17 protein-coding genes are annotated in these 17,755 nt (G+C 65.2%); 10 read left to right on the top strand and 7 right to left on the bottom strand.

Going from position 1 to position 17,755, the window contains the following annotated elements:
- The first annotated feature begins 41 nt into the window (after positions 1-41).
- The 10 genes from crp (at position 42) to IEW63_RS14160 (ending at position 12,981) form a co-directional block, all read left to right on the top strand.
- Entirely contained in the window at positions 42-686 is a 645-nt protein-coding gene (crp, locus tag IEW63_RS14205) for a cAMP-activated global transcriptional regulator CRP (RefSeq protein WP_188637289.1), read from the top strand.
- Between the two features lie 71 nt (positions 687-757).
- A complete protein-coding gene (locus tag IEW63_RS14200) occupies positions 758-2,110 on the top strand; it encodes an adenosylmethionine--8-amino-7-oxononanoate transaminase (protein ID WP_188637288.1) in 1,353 nt (450 codons plus the stop codon).
- 3 nt (positions 2,111-2,113) lie between these two features.
- Positions 2,114-2,836 carry a 16S rRNA (uracil(1498)-N(3))-methyltransferase gene (locus IEW63_RS14195; protein ID WP_188637287.1) on the top strand — a complete coding sequence of 241 codons (723 nt, stop codon included), beginning with the start codon at positions 2,114-2,116 and terminating at the stop codon, positions 2,834-2,836.
- A 95-nt stretch (positions 2,837-2,931) separates the two neighbouring features.
- On the top strand, positions 2,932-3,171 hold the full coding sequence (locus IEW63_RS14190) for an exodeoxyribonuclease VII small subunit (protein WP_188637286.1): 240 nt from the start codon (positions 2,932-2,934) through the stop codon (positions 3,169-3,171).
- Positions 3,168-4,055: a (2E,6E)-farnesyl diphosphate synthase gene (ispA, locus tag IEW63_RS14185; RefSeq protein WP_188637285.1), complete on the top strand. Its 888-nt coding sequence runs from the start codon at positions 3,168-3,170 to the stop codon at positions 4,053-4,055. The genes IEW63_RS14190 and ispA overlap by 4 nt, the downstream gene beginning before the upstream one ends.
- A 107-nt stretch (positions 4,056-4,162) precedes the next feature.
- The gene (gene dxs, locus IEW63_RS14180) at positions 4,163-6,046 is read left to right on the top strand and encodes a 1-deoxy-D-xylulose-5-phosphate synthase (protein WP_188637284.1); all 1,884 of its coding nucleotides are present in this window, start codon (positions 4,163-4,165) and stop codon (positions 6,044-6,046) included.
- A gap of 81 nt (positions 6,047-6,127) precedes the next feature.
- A complete protein-coding gene (locus tag IEW63_RS14175; RefSeq protein WP_188637283.1) occupies positions 6,128-7,567 on the top strand; it encodes a Wadjet anti-phage system protein JetA family protein in 1,440 nt (479 codons plus the stop codon).
- On the top strand, positions 7,560-8,213 hold the full coding sequence (locus tag IEW63_RS14170; protein WP_188637282.1) for a DUF4194 domain-containing protein: 654 nt from the start codon (positions 7,560-7,562) through the stop codon (positions 8,211-8,213). Before IEW63_RS14175 ends, IEW63_RS14170 begins: the two co-directional genes overlap by 8 nt.
- 2 nt (positions 8,214-8,215) lie before the next feature.
- A complete protein-coding gene (locus tag IEW63_RS14165; RefSeq protein ID WP_188637281.1) occupies positions 8,216-11,845 on the top strand; it encodes an ATP-binding protein in 3,630 nt (1,209 codons plus the stop codon).
- Entirely contained in the window at positions 11,842-12,981 is a 1,140-nt protein-coding gene (locus tag IEW63_RS14160; protein ID WP_188637280.1) for a Wadjet anti-phage system protein JetD domain-containing protein, read from the top strand. Before IEW63_RS14165 ends, IEW63_RS14160 begins: the two co-directional genes overlap by 4 nt.
- A 24-nt stretch (positions 12,982-13,005) precedes the next feature.
- Here IEW63_RS14160 and IEW63_RS14155 read toward each other — a convergent pair whose 3' ends face one another.
- From IEW63_RS14155 to ribBA, 7 genes are all read right to left on the bottom strand, one after another.
- Positions 13,006-13,434: a hypothetical protein gene (locus IEW63_RS14155; protein ID WP_188637279.1), complete on the bottom strand. Its 429-nt coding sequence runs from the start codon at positions 13,432-13,434 to the stop codon at positions 13,006-13,008.
- Complete coding sequence (ribA, locus tag IEW63_RS14150) at positions 13,431-14,045, bottom strand: GTP cyclohydrolase II (RefSeq protein ID WP_188637278.1); 615 nt, start codon at positions 14,043-14,045, stop codon at positions 13,431-13,433. Before ribA ends, IEW63_RS14155 begins: the two co-directional genes overlap by 4 nt.
- Before the next feature lie 98 nt (positions 14,046-14,143).
- Positions 14,144-14,632: a phosphatidylglycerophosphatase A family protein gene (locus tag IEW63_RS14145; protein ID WP_188637277.1), complete on the bottom strand. Its 489-nt coding sequence runs from the start codon at positions 14,630-14,632 to the stop codon at positions 14,144-14,146.
- Positions 14,625-15,590, bottom strand: a complete 966-nt coding sequence (gene thiL, locus IEW63_RS14140) for a thiamine-phosphate kinase (protein ID WP_188637304.1) — start codon at positions 15,588-15,590, stop codon at positions 14,625-14,627. The genes IEW63_RS14145 and thiL overlap by 8 nt, the downstream gene beginning before the upstream one ends.
- Before the next feature lie 24 nt (positions 15,591-15,614).
- On the bottom strand, positions 15,615-16,049 hold the full coding sequence (nusB, locus tag IEW63_RS14135) for a transcription antitermination factor NusB (protein WP_188637303.1): 435 nt from the start codon (positions 16,047-16,049) through the stop codon (positions 15,615-15,617).
- Between the two features lie 54 nt (positions 16,050-16,103).
- Positions 16,104-16,580, bottom strand: a complete 477-nt coding sequence (gene ribH, locus IEW63_RS14130; RefSeq protein ID WP_188637276.1) for a 6,7-dimethyl-8-ribityllumazine synthase — start codon at positions 16,578-16,580, stop codon at positions 16,104-16,106.
- 58 nt (positions 16,581-16,638) lie between these two features.
- Positions 16,639-17,733 carry a bifunctional 3,4-dihydroxy-2-butanone-4-phosphate synthase/GTP cyclohydrolase II gene (gene ribBA / locus IEW63_RS14125; RefSeq protein WP_188637275.1) on the bottom strand — a complete coding sequence of 365 codons (1,095 nt, stop codon included), beginning with the start codon at positions 17,731-17,733 and terminating at the stop codon, positions 16,639-16,641.
- Positions 17,734-17,755: the final 22 nt, after the last annotated feature.

Raw genomic sequence — 17,755 nt, 5'->3', positions numbered from 1 at the left:
GACTCCATGGTCTGCTTGATCAATGTGACAGGATGACAAAAATGGCTGCTCTCTCCCCGATACCCAAAATAAAAAATCTCGATGTGTTTCTGGGACATTGTTATCGTCGGCGCTTTGGCCCTCGCAGTACCATCATTCATGCAGGAGACGTTTCCGATCGCCTGTTCTATATCGTCAAGGGCTCGGTCACCATCTCGATCGAGGACGACCAGGGCCGCGATATGATCATCGCCTACCTCAACCCGGGCGATTTCTTCGGCGAAATGGGCCTGTTTGACGAAGAGCAGGCCGAGCAGGACCGCAGCGCCTGGGTCAAGGCCAAGACCGAATGCGAACTCGCCGAGCTGCCCTACGCCAAATTCCGTGAGATCACCGCCCGCGATCCCGAGCTGCTCTATGTGGTAGGCCGGCAGATGGCTGACCGCCTGCGCCGCACTACCCGCAAGGTCGGCGATCTCGCCTTCCTGGATGTCACCGGCCGGGTCGCGGGCACCCTGCTGGAGCTGTGCAAGCAGCCCGATGCCATGACCCACCCGGACGGCATGCAGATCAAGATCACCCGCCAGGAAATAGGTCGTATCGTCGGCTGCTCGCGCGAGATGGTCGGCCGGGTACTCAAGACCCTGGAAGAGCAGGGTCTGATCCACGTCAAGGGCAAGACCATGGTGGTGTTCGGCACCCGGTAGGCGGCGTACGTCTGCAGCATCCGCTGCACTGCGATACAATCGCCGGCAGATCATCGACCGGCGAGGTACCCATGGGGCTCAACAATCAATGGATGCAGCGCGACCTTTCGGTGCTGTGGCATCCCTGCACCCAGATGAAGGATCACGAGCACATGCCCATCATCCCGATCAAGCGGGGCGAGGGCGTCTGGCTGCATGACTTCAACGGCAACCGTTATCTGGATGCAGTGAGCTCCTGGTGGGTCAACGTATTCGGCCACGCCAACCCCTACATCAACGAGCGGATCAAGCAGCAGCTGGACACTCTCGAACACGTCATCCTCGGCGGCTTCTCACACCAGGCGGTGATTGAGCTGTCCGAGCGGCTGGTCGATATTACCCCCGCGCCGCTGACCCGCTGTTTCTATGCCGACAACGGCTCATCCTGTATCGAAGTCGCGCTGAAAATGAGCTTCCATTACTGGCTCAACAGCGGCAAGCCGGAAAAGAAGCGCTTCATTACCCTGTCCAACAGTTACCACGGCGAGACACTGGCCGCGCTCGCGGTCGGCGATGTGGCGCTGTACAAGGAGACCTACGAACCATTGCTGATGGACGTGATCACGGTACCCTCCCCCGACTGCTACGAACGCGAGCCGGGCGCCAGCTGGGAGGAGCACAGCCGCCTCATGTTCGGGCACATGGAGCGCGCGCTGGAGCAGCACCACGAGCAGGTCGCCGCCGTCATCATCGAGCCGCTGATCCAGTGTGCCGGCGGCATGCGCATGTATCACCCGATCTACCTGAAACTGCTGCGCGAGGCCTGCGACCGCTACGGCGTCCACCTCATCCACGACGAGATCGCCGTCGGCTTCGGCCGCACCGGCAGCATGTTCGCCTGTGAGCAGGCCGGCATGAGCCCGGACTTCCTGTGCCTCTCCAAGGCGCTGACCGGTGGCTACCTGCCCATGTCGGTCTGCCTGACCACCGACGACATTTATCAGGCGTTCTATGATGACTACGAAACCCTGCGCGCGTTTCTGCACTCTCACAGCTATACCGGCAACCCGCTGGCCTGCTCTGCAGCGCTGGCCACACTGGACCTGTTCGAGCAGAACAACGTGATCGAGAGCAACAAGACACTGGCTGCCCACATGGGCCGGGCGACCGCACATTTTGCCGACCACCCCCATGTCGGCGAAGTGCGCCAGACCGGCATGGTACTGGCGATCGAGATGGTCAGGGACAAGGCCACCCGTGCCGCCTACCCCTGGCAGGAGCGCCGTGGCATCCGCGTCTATGAGTACGGTCTGCGCAACGAGGCATTACTGCGCCCGCTCGGCAGCGTCGTGTATTTCATGCCGCCCTATGTGATCACCCCCGATCAGATCGACCACCTGGCCAGCGTCGCCTGGGAAGGGATCGAACGGGCAACCCGGGACTGACCCATGCGTATATCCCGGTTCTATCTTGATGCGCCACTGGCCAGCGGCGAGCAGTCTCTGGAAGGCGACCTCGCCCATTACATCGGGCGTGTGCTGCGCCTCGGGCCGGGCGCACCGGTACAGATATTCAACGGGTCGGGCCAGGAGTGGCCCGGCGAGATTCTCGACGTCAGCAAGCGCGAGGTGCGCCTGGCTCTCGGCGCGCCGGTCAGCGGTCTGGCGGAGTCGCCGCTGCAGATTCATCTGGGCCAGGCCGTATCCAGAGGAGAGCGCATGGACTGGGCGATCCAGAAAGCGGTCGAACTGGGGGTCGCCGAGATCACCCCGCTGTTCACCGAGCGCTGCGAGGTGCGCCTGCAGGGCGAGCGCGCCGACAAGCGCCAGCAGCACTGGCAGCAGATCGCAGTGAGCGCCTGCGAGCAGTGCGGTCGCAGCCGGGTGCCGGCCATTCATGCCCCCGTCGCGCTGGCCGACTGGCTGACCGGCCTGCAGGCCGACCTCAAGCTGGTGTTGCATCACCGCACCGATCAGGACCTGCGCAGCCTCCCGGCGCCGGCGACGCTGGGCCTGCTGATCGGGCCCGAGGGCGGACTCAGCGCCGGTGAAATCGACCTGGCGGAGGCGGCAGGCTTTCACGCAGCGCGCTTCGGGCCCCGGGTCCTGCGCACGGAGACGGCCCCGGTGGTTGCCGTGGGCATCGCCCAGCATCTGTGGGGTGATCTGTAATGCACTGCGTCAGCCCGCCGCTCCTGGATTGACCGCCGATACCGGCGCGGGTAATGTTCAGCCGTTTTTCAACCATTGCAACCGAGGTATGACCCATGGCCACCACTGACAAAGCCATCGATTTCGAGCAATCGCTCGAGGCCCTGCAGAGCCTCGTTGAGCGGCTCGAGAGTGGCAATCTGAGCCTGGAAGAATCCCTCGGCGCGTTCGAGCAGGGGGTGGCGCTCACCCGCGAATGCCAGCAGGCCCTGACCCAGGCCGAACAGAAGGTTGCCCTGCTGCTCGAGCAGGATGGCCAGTTGACCACCGAGCCTTTCCAGGACCCGGCCCCATGACCGGCTTCGATCACTACCTCAGCCAGTGTCAGAAACGCATAGAAGCGCATCTGGACAGTCAGCTGCAGAACCCGCTGCCGCAGCTCGAGCGCCTGTATGCCGCCATGCGCTACAGCGTCATGGGTGGCGGCAAACGGATACGCCCGGTACTGGCCTATGCCAGCGGCGAAGCCCTGGGCGTGCCTGTTGAGCAGGTGGATCCCGCAGCGGCGGCGGTGGAGCTGATCCACGCCTACTCGCTTATCCATGACGACCTGCCGGCGATGGACGATGACGATCTGCGCCGTGGCCAGCCCACCTGTCATCGCGCCTTTGACGAGGCCACCGCCATCCTCGCCGGGGACGGACTGCAGGCGCTGGCCTTCGAATGGATCAGCCGCACCGAGCAGTGGCAGCCCGCTACCCGACTGCAGATGACCACGCTGCTGGCCCGGGCTGCCGGGCCCAGCGGCATGGTCGGCGGCCAGGCCATCGACCTGGGCGCGGTCGGCCGCCAACTGCAGCAGCCCGATCTGGAAGACATGCACCAGCGCAAGACCGGCGCTCTCATCCGTGCCAGCGTGCAGCTGGGCGCACTGGCCTCCGAGCGTGCCGACAGCGCACAGATGGCCGCGCTGGAGCGCTATGCCGACTGCATCGGCCTGGCGTTCCAGGTGCAGGACGACATTCTCGATGTGGAGGGCAACACCCAGACCCTCGGCAAGCAGCACGGTGCCGACGCCGTTCGCGGCAAGCCGACCTTCCCTTCCCTGCTCGGCCTGCAGGGTGCCCATGAGCTGGCCCGCTCGCTGTGTGATCAGGCCATAACCGCCCTCGACGACTTTGCCGATGGTGCAGACCGTCTGCGTCAGTTGGCCCGGTACATCATCGAGAGACAGCACTGAGCAGCGTATGGACGGCCGGCAGCGGCCGGAGTTGGGCTAATGGGCCCGATCGGTTAAACTGCGCCCTTGTTTCCTGCCGCCCGAGCGGCAATCAGAGCCCTTGTTAGATGCCCAGGATCTTCCACGAAATACCCCGCGAACGCCCCAGTACCCCGCTGCTGGACAGCATTGACAGCCCCGACCGACTGCGCGCTCTGGACCCATCCCAGTTGCCCGAGCTGGCCGACGAGCTGCGCCTGTTCCTGCTGTGGAGCGTCGGCCAGACCGGCGGTCATTTCGGCGCGGGCCTCGGTGTCATTGAGCTGACCATCGCCCTGCACTACATCTACCAGACCCCCGAAGACCGGCTGGTGTGGGACGTGGGTCATCAGGCCTACCCGCACAAGATCCTCACCGGGCGCCGCGAAGAGATGGCGACCTTGCGCCAGAAGGATGGTATCTCCGCCTTTCCCCGGCGCAGCGAAAGCCCTTATGACACCTTCGGCGTGGGCCACTCCAGCACCTCGATCAGCGCAGGCATGGGCATGGCGATCGCCTCCCGCCTCCAGGGGCTGGACCGTCGCACCGTGGCGGTTATCGGCGACGGCGCAATGACCGCTGGCATGGCATTTGAGGCACTCAACCACGCCGGCGAGGCCGATGCGGACATGCTGGTGGTGCTCAACGACAACGACATGTCGATTTCCCGCAACGTCGGCGGCCTCTCCAACTACCTGGCCAAGATTCTCTCAAGCCGGACCTACGCCCACATGCGCGAGGGCAGCAAGAAGGTGCTGTCCAAGCTCCCGCCTGCCTGGGAGCTGGCGCGCAAGACCGAGGAAACGGCCAAGGCGATGCTCGCCCCGGGCGTGCTGTTCGAGGAGCTGGGCTGGAATTACATCGGCCCGATTGATGGTCACGACCTGCCGACCCTGATCACCACGCTCGGCAACATGCGCCAGCTCAAGGGCCCGCAGTTCCTGCACGTGGTCACCCGCAAGGGCAAGGGCTTCTCTCCCGCCGAGGCGGACCCGATCGGCTATCACGCCATCACCAAGCTGGAGCCCAAACCGGCCAGCAACGGCGTCAGCAAACCCCGTTATTCGAACATCTTCGGCCAGTGGCTGTGCGACATGGCCGAAGCCGACCCGCGTCTGATCGGCATCACCCCGGCGATGAAAGAAGGCTCCGACCTGATCGCCTTCGCCGAACGCTTTCCCCAGCGTTATTTCGATGTGGCCATCGCCGAACAGCACGCGGTGACCCTCGCCGCCGGCATGGCCTGCGAAGGCGCCAAGCCAGTGGTGGCGATCTATTCCACCTTCCTGCAACGCGCCTATGATCAGCTGATCCACGACGTTGCCCTGCAGGACCTGGACGTACTGTTCGCCATTGACCGGGCCGGGCTGGTCGGCGAGGACGGGCCGACCCATGCCGGCAGCTTCGACCTGAGCTACCTGCGCTGCATCCCCAACATGCTGATCATGGCACCGGCGGACGAGAACGAGACCCGCCAGATGCTCAGCACGGGCTTCCTGTACAACGGCCCGGCCGCGGTGCGCTACCCCCGCGGCACCGGCCCGGGCGTGCCCGTCGAGCAGACCCTGCTGCCGCTGCCGATCGGCAAGGGGGAGATCACCCGTCAGGGTGAGGGTGTCGCCATCCTCTGCTTCGGCACCCTGCATGCCAATGCACTGGCCGCCGCCGAAAGCCTCGATGCCACCGTCGCCAACATGCGTTTCATCAAGCCGCTGGATACTGCGCTGATGCAGCAGCTGGCAGACAGCCACGAGTTACTGGTCACTGTAGAAGAGAACGCCATCATGGGCGGCGCCGGCAGCGCGGTGAACGAATGGTTGCTGGCCCAGGGGATACAGGTTCCGGTGCTCAACCTCGGCCTGCCTGACCTGTATATCGAGCACGACAAGCCGGCCAATATGCTGGCCGAGTGCGGGCTGGATGCGGCGGGTATCGAGCGGGCCATTCGCCAGCGACTGGCGACGAATCTGTAACCCCCCTGATCGCACAAAAGCGGCGTGAACCGGTCTGATTGATCCGGCATAATGCCCCTTTAATCTTTCCGGGCCCGGGTCATGTTCTTCAGCAACGAGCGTCTGCACTTCTTCCGCCCGCTGACCAGCAAGTACCGCGAGCAGATCGTCGAGTGTCTGCGCCTGCTGCACGAGCGGCTGTACAGTGCCAACGCCGACTACGGCGAATCACTCAAACGCGAACAGGTACTGGATATCTTCAGCGAGGCGCTGGAACGGGCGCCCCTGCTCGACAGCGAGGATGAAGACCAGGGCCGCTTCAGGAACAACCGCGAACAGGCCGGCTGGATTCTCAACAACCTGGTCGAGCATGGCTGGCTGGAGCGACAGGTAGACCAGGCCACCTTCCAATCCACCTACCCCTTCAGCCGCACCGGTCGACTGTTCACCCAACCCCTGGTGGAGGCCGACGGCCGCAGCCTGCGCACCCGCCACCGCAATACCCGTAATACCCTCAACGCCCTGTCGGCCTTTGCCGAACGCGGCGAGGTCTACGACCTGCTGGATGCCTTCGAGTATTCCGAGCGGATCATTGCCGACTTCACCGACATCATCGCCGAGCTGGAAGAGCGCAAGCGCCAGCTGGTGCGCGAGGTCGAAGCCCAGCAACTGGTGCAGCAGGCCAGTGACCAGTTCTTCGACTTCATGGAGCGGCGCTTCCTGCCGGACGTGGCCATCCGCCTGTCCGCCGACAGCGTGGAAAAGCACCGCGACCGCATCCAGCAGGTGCTGCAACGCATCCGCCGCCAGTCCAACACCTGGAAGGCCAATGCCGAGCGCGAACTGCGCCGGGTCGCGCCCGACCTGGTGGCGGAGCCGGGCAATTCGGTGCTCTGGTACCTGCTCGACAGCATCGAGCTGCGCCTGCGCAACGCCTCGGAGATCATGCTTCCGGCCCTGCGGCGCACCCTGCAGAGCTTCACCAAGCGCGCCGACATCATTATCCGCCAGCTCAGCTACCTGCAGACCCAGAAGCACAACGACATTGTCGGCCTGTGCAGCACCCTGCGCGGGCTGGATCAGACCGAGTTCGACGCCCGGCTGGCCGCCGCCGGGGAAGCCATGGCCAGCATTCGCCTGGAACTGGTCGACCCGCAGCAGGTACGCCTGCGCGAGCGCCAGCTGCGGCGGCTGGTGCACAGCGAGATGCTCGACCCCGGCGATCCGGACCCGGAGACCCGGCGCGAGTTGGCCGTCCAGCAGCTGCTGGAGCAGGCGTTCCAGATCAATGCCAGCGGCCTGCGTAACTATCTGCGCAGCGCCCTGGGTGCAGGCCGGCGTATCGACAGCCGCGACCTGCCGGTAGAGAACGCCGCCGATCTGCTGGCGCTCAGTCATATCATCAGCCTGGGCAGCGCCGACCACGCCGCCTCCGGCTTCCGGGTCAGGGTGCAGCCCACTGGCCAGACCATTACCGGGGAAACCTGGTTCAACCACCGCGACGGCTTCATCATCGAACTGGAACAGGACAATCATGCGTGACGCTCTGGAAGATCAACTGCAACGGCGCAACATCAGCCCCGGGGACTTCTCGGAACTGATGATCCGCCTGCTCGACCGGGGCGTGCTGTGCCGGGATGAAAGCCGCAAGGAAGCGGAACTGTACGACCGCTACCTGCAGACCTCGGACCTGGTGGAGGATTATCTCAGCGTGCTGCAGATCCGCCTGTTGCACGAGCCGCGCTTCAACCTGCTGCGGCTGTTCCCGCCGGGGGCCGAAGCCCCCGGTCTGGCGGATATCGACGCCAGCGTGCACACCGGCCTGCGCCAGCGCCTCAGCCAGCAGGAGGTGGCGCTGATCCTGGTGCTGCGCGCCGAATACGACAAGGCCCTGCGCGAAGGGGAAGTCGACGAGGACGGTCAGGTCATGCTGTCACTGGAGGCGCTCAATCTGAGCCACCGCAACCTGCTCGGCAGGCCGCTGCCGGAGTCGGCGGTCGAGCGTCAGCACCTGCTGCGCCGCCTGCGCCAGCTGCGCCTGATCCGCAGCAGCAGCGACGCCGACCCGCTGGACGGCGAAGGCTGGCTGACCATCCGCCCCGGCATCATCAGTGTGGTCACCGACAGTGCGCTGGCCCAACTGGCGGGGGATGGCCAGCAGCCCGCCGACGGCGAAGGAGAGGACTGAGCATGTATCTGAAACGCTCGATTACCGTGAACTGGGGCAACCTGCCGGAAGGCGAATTTGAATACGGCCCGGTCAACCTGTTCTCCGGCGGCAACGGCTCCGGCAAGACCACCGCCGCCGACGCCCTGCAGACGCTGATGACCGCCGCCCACGATAACCTGTACAACTACAACCCCGGCCAGGACGAAACCACCCAGCGCGGCCGCGGCGGCAAGCAGGTGCGCACCCTGGCCTCCTACGTGCTGGGCTGTGATGACGGCGCCTTTGCCCGGCCGCTGACCACCGACGGCTATATCGCCGGGATCTTCCACCCCACCCAGGGCGAAACCGCCGAACCCTTTACCGCCGTGATCGGTGTCCGCGCCCATCTGGACACCGCAGGCAGCAGCCGTCAGGCCCGCCAGGACGAGCTGCTGTTGCTGATCGTCCCCGGGGAGATGCTGTCGCTGTCGCATTTCATTCGCGAGCAAGACGGCAGCCGCCATGTGGTGCCGGTCACCGAACTGGCCAATCGGCTGCGCCGCCAGTTCGGCCAGCAACAGGTGGAGACCTACGACCGCAAGAGCGCCTATCTCGGCCGTCTGTACGGGGCTCTGCGCGGCAAGAGCGACGCGGTGTCGAGCCGCGAGGCGAAGAACGCGGCGCGCACCTTCGCCAACTTCATGGCCTACAAGCCGGTCAAGTCCATCGACCAGTTCGTCGCTGGCGAGGTACTCGATCCGCGGGATTTCGGCGATACCATCAAGCGTATCCGCGAGCTGCTGCGTACCGTGCACGGCATGGAGCAGGAGGCCGCACGCCTGCGCCAGGGCGTCAACCTGCTCGAGCAGTCGCGGGGCCTGGCCGTGCGTTACCAGCAGAGCTGGCTGGAGCGCACCGGGCTGGAATACTCCGCCGCTGCCCAGGCCTGGGCAGCCAACCAGGGCCAGTATCTGAATGCCAAGCGCCAGCAGCAGGCGTACCAGCAACAGCACGACACCCTGCTGGAAGACCAGAAGCTCACCGCCCAGCGCGCCGCCCAGGCGCACCAGGAACTGGTCCAGCTGGAGGCCCGCCGCCAGGGCATCAACGTACTGCAGAGCAAGGATCAACTGGACGCTCGCCACCAACAGCTCAGTGAACAGCTGCAGCAGGGCGTCGCACCGCTGCTGCAGCAGGCCCACCAGCGCGATGTGAACGTCGAGGCGCTGCAGCAGGTACGCCGGCTGCTGGCCGAGGGGCTGGCCGCCGACCTGCCAGAGCTGGCAAGCCGCCGCTGGGCACAGCAGAGCGCAGCGGTGCTGGCCGCCGAACAGCAGCCGGTAGCCGAGCTCAACCAGCTGCTGGCCCGGGACTGGGTGGACCTGACCCCGCTCGATGCCGGACTGGATGCCATCCGAGCCCAGCAGCGCGAACACAACCAGCTGGCCGCGCTGCTCAGCGAGACGGATGCAGACAACAGCACCCTGATTCAGCGCGCCGACCGCCTGCTCCAGGAGCGGCGCTCCTCCCTGGCCAACCTGGAGCGGCAGATCGCCCAGACCCAGCGCCAGATCAAGGCCCTGCAGGACAGCCGGGTGACCTACCCGGCCTATGTCGACGAAGCTTTGGCCGCGATCCGTCAGCAATGCCCGCAGGCCGACCCGCGGGTGTTGTGCGACCAGGTGGAGATCACCGACCCAGCCTGGCAGATGGCGATCGAGGGCTATATCGGCGGCTCGCGCTACGGCATTCTGGTGGAGCCGCAGCACGAGGCCACGGCCATCCGCATCGTCCGCCAGCTGGCCGGACGCGAGCGCAACCGGGCACGGGTCATCCAGGGCGACAAGGCTCGTCAGGACGCCGAGCGCCTGACCCTGCCGGAGGACTCGGTGATCAACGTGATGCGTTTCAACCACCGCATCGCCGAGTACTACCTGCGCGCTTCCTATGGCAGCGTGGTGCGGGTGACCGATGCTGAGAGCCTGCGCCAGACCCGGCGCGGCGTCACCCAGGACGGCATGGGCTCGGGCAACTACGCGCTGTTCCGCTGCGATATCGACGACAGCCAACTGCTGTTCGGCGCCGCCGCCCGCAAACGCAACCTGCAGGCCCAGCAGCAGCAGCTGGAGCAGCTGCAGATCCAGCAGCACGCGCTCCAGCAGCTGTGTGAGCGCATACACCAGTTGATCATGCAATTGCAGCGCATCCGCCCGCTGGACTATGTGGACCGGGCCAGCGCCCTGCTCGAGGCCCAGCAGCAACTTCGGGAAGTGGAACAGCAGCTGGCCAGTCTGGATCTGTCGGAATATCTGGACCTGGAGGAGGAACTGCAGCGGGTGCAACAGCGCTACCATGAGCTGGATGCACGCAAGGACAGCATCGGCACCGAGCTGGGCGGCGTCAGAACCAATCTGGACAATATCCAGCTGCAGGTCACCCGCCTGGCCGATCAGGGCGACAGCCTGCTGGACGCCAGGGACCGGGCCGAAAGCTACCTGCTGGACGCCGCCGCACTGGTCGGCGGGCTCGACCCGCAGCAGCACCTGGCCCAGCTGGATGAGCAGCTTGAACAGGGCGGCGGGGAGACCGATTACGCCGATGCCCGCCAGCGCCTGGGAGACAGCCTGTCACAACTGGCGGTGCAGCTGGATTCGCGGCTCAGGGAGTACAACCAGCAGGCCCAGCCCGCTGACAACCTGCTGCACGACTGCGCCGAGGAGCTGCACAGCCTGGGTTTCTTCCGCCACATCTGCGGCCTGAACCAGCAGCTGGACAACCTGCACAACCGCCTGCGCAACAATGTGCTGCTGGAGAAGCAGGAACAGCTCGGCAAACTGCGCGACAGCTTCAACACCACCTTCGTCAGCGACCTGTGCCACGAGATCCACCAGGCCATCAATGACGGCGAGCGGACCCTGGAGCAACTCAACAGCGAGCTGGAGCACCACCGCTTCGGTGCCGACCGCGAGGGCTTCCAGTTCGACTGGAGCTGGGTGCCGGAGTACAAGGAATACTGGAAGTTCTTCCGCGAGGTGTCGCAGATGCCGAATCTGGGCGATGGCACCAACCTGTTCGAGGTCAGCCTGTCGGAACAGTCTGCGGCCGTGCGCGACCGCCTGCTGTCACTGTTGCTGGAGGGCGACGAGCAGCAGGCCCTGCGTGAGCTGGAGCGCATCAGCGACTACCGCCGTTATCGCCGCTACGACATCCTCAAGCACCCGGAGGGCAAGCAGGCCATCCGTCTCAGCGAGTACGGCACCGGCTCCGGCGGCCAGCTGGAAACCCCGGCCTATATCATCCGCGCCGCCGCGGTCACCAGCGCCTTCCGCTTCAACGAGGGCAACAGTCATCTGCGCATGGTGATCGTCGATGAGGCCTTCATGCACATGGATGAAACCCGCTCGCGTCAGGTGATCAGCTACCTGACCGAAACCCTGGGTCTGCAGCTGATCTTCATCATGCCCACCAGCAAGGCCGGCCCCTTCCTCGAGCTGGTCAGCAACCAGTTCGTGTTCAGCAAGGTACCCAGCGCGGTGCCCCTGGGCGAGCTGAACACCCGAGTGCTGGTGGACCGTCAGCAGCTCAACCGCGAGCGCATCACCGAGCTGTGGAACAACCATCGCCGGGTGATCCGCCAGCAGGGCTCGTTGGAATTCATGGAGCTGTTATGAAGGGTGCCGGGGAGCAGCTCGGCTGGCTCGGCGAGCCCTGGGTACGCGCCCTGCTGCTGGACCTGCTGCAGCGCCTGGAAAGGCCCCGCAGCAGGGATGTCACCCTGCGCATCAATGAACGCACCCTGCCGGCGCTGTTCGACTTCTCCGCGGATGTGGACGGCCGCTGGCAGCTCATCGAGCAGGAGCTGGTGCAGCGCTGGCGGGTATTCAGCGTCACCTTCGACCGGAGGCTGCTGCCGCATCAGCAACCCTATGAAAACGCCCAGCTGCGGCTGCGAGCCGACTCCGAGGAGCTGCTGCGACAGTGGCTCGGCCGACCGCGTATCGACCCCATCGAAGCGGAATGGCTGGCAGCCATCGACCGCCACGCGGACAGCTTTGTCGATCGGGGCGAGGCGCTGCGCCGCCAGCGCCTGACCCTGCCCGGTTTCACCGGGGAACAGGTGGTAACCGCGCTGGCCGCCATCGGCCCGCTGCTGGAGCAGCAACTGAGTCTGCGCGAGCTGTCTGCCCGCATCTTCCTCGGCAACTCCAAGGTGCTGGATCAGCGCATGGATCTGCTCGGGCAGCTGTTCGGCGAGCGCGCCGAGAGTATCCGCCGCCGGCCGCTGCTGCTCACCGCCTGGGCGCCGGCCGGCTTCGATCGCCTGTTGATTGTCGAGAACCAGGACAGCTTCCTGCGCCTGGTGGAACAGGCCCCCGCCCGCACCGCCCTGCTGTTCAGTGCCGGGTTTCGTGCCAGTGCCGGACGCATCACCAGCACCAGCACCCGATTTGCCTTCCTCCCGGGCTCCGACGCGCAGTACTTCCATCGGCAGTGGCAGTACCCACCGGCAGGCAGCTTCTTCTGGGGTGATCTGGATTATGCGGGCATGGACATCCTGCGCGCCCTGCGCTCGGCACTGCCGGAGATCAGGGCCTGGCGGCCCGGCTATCAACCGATGCTGGACGCGTTATCGGCTGGCCAGGGGCATAGACCGGAGCAGGCAGGCAAGGAGCGCCAACTGGATCCAATCACGACCGGCTGCTCCTATGCCGACGGACAGTTGTTACCAGCGCTACGCACACACCTGCGCTTTCTCGATCAGGAGGGGTTCAACCCGGACACAGCGCCCCGGCAGGTCGGCGGTTAACCGGGACCCGCTCGTCGTTGAACGTCAGCGGAACCGCTGCGGCGCCGGGCGGTACAACATCATCGCGCCCTGGCTGGCGAGCACCAGCAGGACCAGCGGCATGATTTCGAGCGTGCAGACGTAGTGCAGCATGCCGATCCAGCCCGGCAGCTTGGCATTGGTCAGACCGAGCAGCTGATTATGGTGCAGGCGGCTCCAGGCCTGCTCGGAGGGCGCCTCGCCAACCGCAGCATCGACCTCCAGCAGTGATGCCTTGTAATGCCGGAAACGCCAGACGGTCAGGCCGAGGGTGAGCAAGCCTGCAACGAACAGAGGCATACCGACCGTTTCATAGGCGCCGCCGTCACGGTCGTGGAAGAACCACACCACCGCTATCGGCAGAATAAGCGAGGCCAGGGTCTGCATCCGCCAGTTGCGACGCAGGGCCAGCCAATGGATGCGGGTATCGATCATTCTTCCGCCTCGGCCTGATGGATGGTGCCAAGCAGATGACCGAGCTTGCCGGCCTTGGTCATCAGGTAATTGCGGTTGAAGGGGTTGAGCCCGGTCTTCAACGGAATACGCTCGGCGACATCGATGCCGAAATCCTCCAGCGCCTTGACCTTGCGTGGGTTGTTGGTCAGCAGCTTGAGACTGGTGATGCCCAGGTGCGCCAGCATCGGCCGGCAGATGCCGTAGTCGCGCTGGTCGGCGCCGAAGCCGAGCAACTCGTTGGCCTCGACGGTGTCGGCGCCGCCATCCTGCAGATTGTAGGCGCGGATCTTGTTCATCAGACCGATGCCGCGGCCTTCCTGACGCAGATACAGCAGCGCGCCACGGCCTTCGTCGGCAATCGCCTTCAGCGCGGCTTCCAGCTGGAAGCCGCAATCGCAGCGCAGGCTGAACAGCGCATCGCCGGTCAGACATTCCGAATGCAGCCGGCCCAGTACAGGCTGGCCATCACTCACATCGCCCATGGTCAGCACCACATGCTCCTTGCCGGTACCGGGCTCAAGGAAGCCGTGCATGGTGAAGGTGCCCCATTTGGTAGGCAACTGGGATGACGCAACAAAGGTGACTGACACGCTGTCTCCTAGGATCACTCTGGTGGGGAGGGCCGTTATCTTAGCAGCAGATGGTCCTGCCAGTCAGCGCCGATCTGCCCGGACGGCCGTTTGATGGGTCAGAGCAGCCACCACTCGGCGACCAGCAGCACCAGCAGGGCCATGAAGCCGGCAAGAATGTCGTCAAGCATGATCCCCAGCCCGCCGCCGACCCGGCGGTCGGCCCAGCTGATCGGCCAGGGCTTCCAGATATCGAACAGGCGAAACAGCAGGAACCCGGCCAACAGCCAGCCCCAGCCGGCCGGCGCCAGCCACAGGGCGATCCATACGCCGACAAATTCGTCCCAGACGATGCCGCCATGGTCGTGTACGCCCAGGTCCGCCGCCGTGCGGTGACACAGCCAGATGCCGAGCAGGGTGCCGAGAACCAGCACAAGGGTATAACCGCCGGGCGGCAGTTGCTGCCACAGCAGCACGAAAGGCAGCCCGACCAGCGTGCCCCAGGTGCCCGGCGCGCTGGGCATGGCACCGCTGCCGAAACCGAAAGCAAGGAAATGCACGGGGTTGCGCCACACCGAGGGCGGTGTCGGGGTGCGTGGTTCAGCCATCAGAGGGCTCCTTGAAGTGTTGGTAGCCGCCGTCGGCGGCAGCAGGCTGGCCGTCAAGCCAGACTCCCTCGCCCGCCTCGACCCGGCCGATCACGGTAACAGGCCAGTCGCCCAGCTGCTCCAGGTCGGCAGCGGCAATGCTGAACAGCAATACATAGTCGTCGCCGCCGCGCAGCATCCAGTCCAGCCGCTGACATTCGGGCCAGGCGGCCAGCGCGGCGCAATGTGGCAGTAAACTGCGTTGCAGATGCAGCGCCACACCACTGGCCCGCGCCATATGTCCCGCATCCTGGAGCAAGCCGTCGGAGATATCCATCGCCGCGGTTGCCCTGCCCCGCAGAGCCAGCCCGAGCTCGCACTGCGCACGGGGCTGCCAGAAACGCCTGGCAAGATAGTCGCGGCCCCCGGCATCCAGTTGCTCCGGAAGCGACTGTCGCAATACCACTGCCAGTCCCGCCGCGCCATCACCCAACGGCCCGCCGACACACAGCAGGTCGCCCGGCCGGGCGCCACTGCGGCGCAGCGCCTGCCCGGCCGGCACCTCACCGTATACAGTGACGCCGATATTCAGCGGGCCGCGGGTGGTGTCTCCGCCGATCAGGCTGATGTGATGGTCGCCGGCGCACCGTGCCAGACCGTCGGAAAAACCCTGCAGCCAGGATTCATCCACATCGGGGAGGGTGAGCGCGAGGGTAAAACCGAGCGGACGCGCCGCCATCGCAGCCAGATCACTGACCGCCACGGCCAGGGCGCGGTAACCCAGATCGAAGGGGGAATAGACGCCGGGGAAATGCACGCCCTGCACCAGGCTGTCAGTGGAAATCACCCACTGGCAGCCCGGCGTGGGCTCGAGCAGAGCGGCATCGTCACCGATGCCCAGCGCCACCGCGGCGTTGCCGCCGGCGTGCTGCAACGCCGTGCGCTGGAAATAACGGCCGATCAGCCCGAACTCACCCAGCGACATGGCAGGCTCCGAAGTGGCTCAGCGCCCCCGGCGGGACGCATTCACCTCGACACTGCGCAGGCGGGGAGCCAGCTTGTCGAGGATGCCGTTGACGTACTTGTGGCCATCGGTCGCACCGAATACCTTGGCCATCTCGATGCCTTCGTTGATGACCACCTTGTAGGGCACGTCGATGCGCTGGGTCATCTCGAACACGCCGATCCGCAGGATCGCCAGTTCGATGGGGTCGACCTCTGCCACAGAGCGGTCGAGCACCTGCTTGAGCTGCTCGTCGATCTCGTCGAGATGGGCCGGTACGCCGCGCAGCAGTTCGCGGAAGTAGGCGCCATCGGCACTGTCGAAATCGTATTCCGGATCGCTGCGCAGCTGCGCCTCGATGTCGCTCAGCGGCTGGCCGGCGATCTGCCAGGAATACAGTGCCTGCAGCGCCAGGCTGCGGGCCTTGCGGCGCATGGCGCTGCGGGACTGGCCGCCGGAGCGCTTGGGTCTTGCTTCGTGATCAGCCACTCAGGCCTCCAATTGCTTGATCACGCTGACCATTTCGATTGCCGAGAGGGCGGCTTCCGCGCCCTTGTTGCCTGCCTTGGTACCCGAACGCTCGATGGCCTGCTCGATGCTGTCCACGGTCAGTACGCCGAAGGCGACCGGAATGCCTGCGTCCAGCGATACGGCGCCGACGCCCTTGACGCATTCACCGGCGACATATTCAAAGTGCGGGGTGCCGCCACGGATGACCGCGCCCAGGGTGATGATGGCGTCATACTGCTTCAGGTCGGCGACCTTGCGCACCATCAGCGGAATTTCGAAGGCACCGGGCACCCGGACGATAGTGATGTCCGATTCCTTGACACCATGACGCTTGAGGGTATCTACAGCGCCGTCAACCAGGCTTTCAACCACAAAGCTGTTGAAGCGGCCGACGACCAGGGCGTAGCGACCCTGTGCAGCGATGAAGTCGCCTTCGATGGTACGGATAGCAGTCATATCAATCTCTCTTAAAGAACCAGCGGTGCTCGGCGGCACCGCCGTCAATCCAATGCGTTTATTCGCAGGGCAGGTATTCTACTACTTCCAGGTCAAAGCCGGATATGGCATTGAACCTCATCGGCATGGAAAGCAGGCGCATCTTGCGCACACCCAGATCGCGCAGGATCTGTGAGCCCGCCCCTACCGTATTGTAGGTGGTCGGGCGACGCACTGCCGGCTCATCACCCGCGGCCTGCTGCACCAGATGCAGCAGCTCGTCGCCTTCGATCTGATTGCCCAGCAGCAGCACCACGCCGTTGCCCTCCTGGGCCAGTCTGGCCATGGCGGCGCGCAGGCTCCAGCGCCCCGGCTGCCTGACCATGAACAGGTCGCGCAGCGGGTCCATGTTGTGTACGCGGACCAGGGTTGGCTGCTCCGGCTCGATCTCGCCCAGGGTGAGCGCCAGGTGCACGGCGTTTTCCAGACTGTCCTTGTAGGTCACCAGATTGAAGGTGCCCAGCTCGGTATCCAGCGGCTGCTCGGACACCCGCTTGACGGTGCGCTCGTTGAGCAGTCGGTAGTGGATGAGGTCGGCGATGGTGCCGATCTTCAGCCCGTGCTGCTGGGCAAATTCCTCCAGCTCCGGGCGACGGGCCATGCTGCCGTCCTCGTTCATGATCTCGCAGATCACGCCAGACTCGCCGAAGCCGGCCATGCGCGCCAGGTCGCAGGCCGCTTCGGTGTGGCCGGCACGCGCCAGCACCCCACCGGGCTGAGCCATCAGCGGGAAGATGTGGCCGGGGCTGACGATATCCTCGGCGACGGCGTCCGCTGCCGCAGCGGCCTGAACGGTGCGGGCACGGTCGGCAGCAGAGATGCCGGTGGAGACGCCTTCAGCCGCTTCGATAGAGACGGTGAACTTGGTACCGAAGCCGGACGCATTGCGCTGCACCATCAGCGGCAGCTTCAACCGCTCGCAGCGCTCCAGGCTCATCGGCATGCAGATCAGGCCACGGCCATAGCGGGCCATGAAGTTGATATCCTCGGCGCGGCAGGCTTCGGCGGCCATGATCAGGTCGCCCTCGTTCTCGCGATCCTCGTCATCCATGAGGATGACCATCTTGCCGGCGCGGATATCTTCGATCAGTTCTTCAACAGTATTCAGTTTCATCTGGCCCTCCCGGGCACATTTG

Source organism: Halopseudomonas pertucinogena (assembly GCF_014646575.1).
Taxonomy (GTDB): domain Bacteria; phylum Pseudomonadota; class Gammaproteobacteria; order Pseudomonadales; family Pseudomonadaceae; genus Halopseudomonas; species Halopseudomonas pertucinogena.
Note: the sequence above shows the minus strand (reverse complement) of the source record. Positions and strands in the feature narration are given on the sequence as shown.